A 3276-nucleotide genomic window follows, 5' to 3' on the forward strand; every position below is an offset into this window, starting at 1 on the left:
TTCTTTTGTATTGCAATTGTTTTGCTTAGAATATTCTTTCTTCCATCTAGTGATATCTGAATACTTCTAGCTTTTTCTGAATACACATCAAAAGAAATTGTATATGTTTTATTCGCTGCTAATTTTACATTTTGATAAAATTTTGCATCCTGTGGAATATTTCCTGCACCGTCTCCCACATTCGTAATCCATACTTTTAATCCATCTGCTACCTTTGAATAACGCACTACATTCCATGTTGTCATCCATTCAACGGCATCTGTCTTCCAGCCTTCTAAACCATTTGAACCAAGTGAAAAACTTCCATTGGTAAGTAATGTTCCTTTGCTTAAATCTAATCCATCAAGATTAGTAATTGCATCTGGTAACACATCATTTTCATCATCTGGTAAATCCTCTGGTTTTTCCAATAAAACGATATTAGAAACCTCTACTGTATGAGCACCAACGTCTGTACCAAGATATATCATGAATTTTTGGGGTGCTGCAGTTACTTCACAATTAACTGTTGGTTTTACTCCCGCAGGAATTACATCTGATTTAAAATCTCTATTACCGTCAAATCCAAAAATTACAGTTCTATCTACGGAACTTAATATATCAAAACTTATAAGATATTTTGTACCTGTTTCAATTTTACTAACATTTTGGTATAAACTAATCTGCCAATCTGCTGCATTTTGTTCAACATTAAAAACAGCTTTATATGGCTGATGTGTAATTGTTGCCCCTTGATTATAATAATCCCATCCTGTTAAACCATCTTCTAAATTTCCATTTGTAAGTAAGTTCTTTGCTACTGGTGCAACATAATCTTCACCACTTCCCCCTGCTCCTACTTCTGCTGCACTCACCTTTCTAAATGTTGATCCATCAACAACAGATGATAGCAACATTACCAATACTAATATCCCTGCTATTACTCGTTTTTTTGTTTTCAAAACTATCTCCTCCTTGACACTGTTTGTACATTAATCTTATTGCTTTCTGGCATCTGTTAAAATATCATTTTTTTAATTTTGGTCTCAATTTTATATTTATTTATATATTTAAAACAAAAAGTAACTAATTAAAACTACTATATTGTTAGTTTTAAATAGTTACTCATTTAGTTGTTTGCTCATCTCATAACAAATTGTTATATATTTTTATTCTTCTTTCACATCTTATTCAGCTATTCTATATAGCTTTCATCACCAAAGTACTGCCTTGCTTTCCTGGTTCTACAATAATTTGATTATTAATTCTCTCCTTTAATTCATTCACATGAGAGATAATACCAATCAATCGATTTTTCTTCGTTAATTTTGACAAGGTATCCAATGCCTGCTCTAACGACTCGGTATCAAGAGAGCCAAAGCCTTCATCTATGAACAGCGTATCAATCTCAATTCCCCCTGCATACCCTTGAATAATATCAGACATACCAAGAGCAAGAGAAAGTGCAGCCTTGAAGGATTCCCCACCAGAAAGCGACTTCACGGAACGTTTCTTCCCGGTATAGTGGTCTAACACCTCTATATCTAAACTATCCTTCTTACGTGCATCACTAATTTCTGTAGAACGAAGCAACTCATATCGACTGTTTGTCATAACTAATAAACGCAGATTCGCCGCTCTTAATATATCTTCAAAATACGATGCTAACACATATTGCTCGAATACAAGTCGTTCTGAATTGTTTCCTTTTGTCACATTGTCTAGCTGTTTCACAACACCATACTCTTCTTCTAATGCAGAACGCTTTACTAGTTTTTCCTTTATAGACTTATATGCTTTCTCATTCACCATTTGCTTCGTATGGAATACTTGTTTTTCTTCAAGAATCTGTCCTTTTTTCACTGTTAGCAATCGATACTCTTCTTTTAATGCTCCAACATCAACGATTGATTCGTTCCCCAATGTCTCTTGTAATGCTCTCTTCTGCGTATCTTTTTCTTTACAACATTCAATATAAGCATTTATTTCATCCTCTAACGAAGCCCGTTCGTTCCCTTCCATAGACGCTTCTCTATATACTCCAATTGACGCAAAACCGTATCTTTGCAATGCTGTTTCTAATTCTTCTTTCTCTATCTTTCCTTGTGCATGAACTTTACGCATCTCTTCTTCCCTTTCGGTACGAAGTGCAAGCAGTTGTTCATATTTTGTCTTTGTCTTATCATAGACATCACGAATATTTTGTATCTGTCTTTTTTGATTCTCAATCTGCAATCCAATCTGTTTAAGTGCTTCTACTACTTGCTGGTTGCTTTGATATTCCGCTGGCAGATTCGCTTTCTTTTGCGCTACTTGTTCTTCCCATTGTTTATTCTCCTGCACAATAAGGCTATATTGGTTTGCCCATTGAACAACTACGCCCTCTTGTTCCTTCTGTAACATATCCAACGCTTCAATACTCTCTGCTAATTCTGTTTTTCGTAGTTGATTCTGATTATAGATTTCTAATTGCTTTTGCAAAGCAGATTGTTTCTGTTGTAAGTCTTCTATCGTTTCATCAATTTGTCTTGCAACAATATCATAGTCCTTACAATGTTTATCAAAATCTTGTTCAAGAATCTTTGCCTTCTCTGATAATGTGGCTACTTTAGACGAAACGTCTTGGTACCTTGCTGTTTTATCTGCAACTACTTTCTTATAGTCCTCTAACTCCTTCTCACTTGGTGCATAATTATTCACTACCGCCTTCTTTGGGTGTGTAGTCGAACCACATACAGGACAAGGCATACCTTCTTCTAGCTCTCTAGCAACAATTCCAATCAATGCACGACGATAGTTTATCTCTTTTTCTTCATATATTCTGTTTGCTTCTTTGTATTCTTGTTCCGCCTTTTCATACTCTGGTATCGCCTTTTCTTTATCATGAATTCCTGCATCAAGTGCTTTCTTCTTTTCTTGTAGTTCTCTCACTCTTTGCAGTTGTCCTTGTAAACGTTCTTGCGTTGCTTTATTTTGCTCTATTAAAACTTCAATATTTTCATATTTTTGAAACTCTTCCTTATAGTTTTTTTGTTTGACTTCTAACTGTTCCTGCTCTTTTTTCAGATTGTCTTGTTTGTTTTGAATCTCTATAATTGTTTTTTCATTCGAAGTTACCTTTTCATGCAATACCGTTAATTCCTGAATAATTGGACGATATCCTTCTATTTGCGTCTGCTTCATCTGGCTTTCTAATAAGCTTTTCTCAAGAGAATCTAGTTTCTCAAATTCATTTTTACATTCTTCATATTCTGGTGAAATCACCTCTAATTCTGCTTTAACCTGCTCCCACTTTGC

At 34.7% G+C, this 3276-nt stretch carries 2 protein-coding genes; both read right to left on the bottom strand.

Annotated features, from left to right (window positions below; genetic code table 11):
* Positions 1-941 (bottom strand): carbohydrate binding domain-containing protein (locus RMR19_RS16355; protein WP_310604573.1); only part of this gene is annotated, 941 nt, incomplete at its 3' end.
* A 238-nt stretch (positions 942-1179) separates the two neighbouring features.
* Positions 1180-3276, bottom strand: a 2097-nt coding sequence (locus tag RMR19_RS16360) for an SbcC/MukB-like Walker B domain-containing protein (protein ID WP_310604574.1), incomplete at its 5' end; no start/stop codon positions are given.

This window comes from Anaerosporobacter sp. (assembly GCF_031551385.1).
Lineage (GTDB): Bacteria > Bacillota > Clostridia > Lachnospirales > Lachnospiraceae > Anaerosporobacter.